This window comes from Segatella copri, assembly GCF_003465495.1.
In the GTDB taxonomy this organism is placed as follows: Bacteria; Bacteroidota; Bacteroidia; order Bacteroidales; family Bacteroidaceae; genus Prevotella; species Prevotella copri_G.
Genome location: NZ_QSAV01000010.1, coordinates 92146 through 92438, shown reverse-complemented (window position 1 = coordinate 92438; position 293 = coordinate 92146). Strand labels below are relative to the sequence as shown.

Here is a 293-nt window from a genome sequence, read left to right as displayed (position 1 = left end):
ACAATCTTCGTGGTGGCAAGGAACGCATCTTCGATGACATGAACAATGGCTTTGGCTGGAATCGATTGCCAAAATCGTTCATGGCACAGAATACTGTATTCCTGCTTATGACAGCTCTCATCAGAAACTTCTACAAAGCTATTATGCAGAGATTGAAAACCCATGAATTTGGATTGCGTGCCACCAGCAGAATCAAGACCTTTGTTTTCAAGTTCATCTCTGTTCCTGCGAAATGGATTAAGACATCACGTAGGCATGTATTGAACATTTACTCAGACAACAATGCTTATGCC

1 pseudogene is annotated in these 293 nt (G+C 41.6%); it reads left to right on the top strand.

The annotated features are described in order from the left end of the window. Nucleotides 1–293, top strand: a pseudogene (locus DWV53_RS04610) (IS1380-like element IS942 family transposase); the annotation flags it as partial.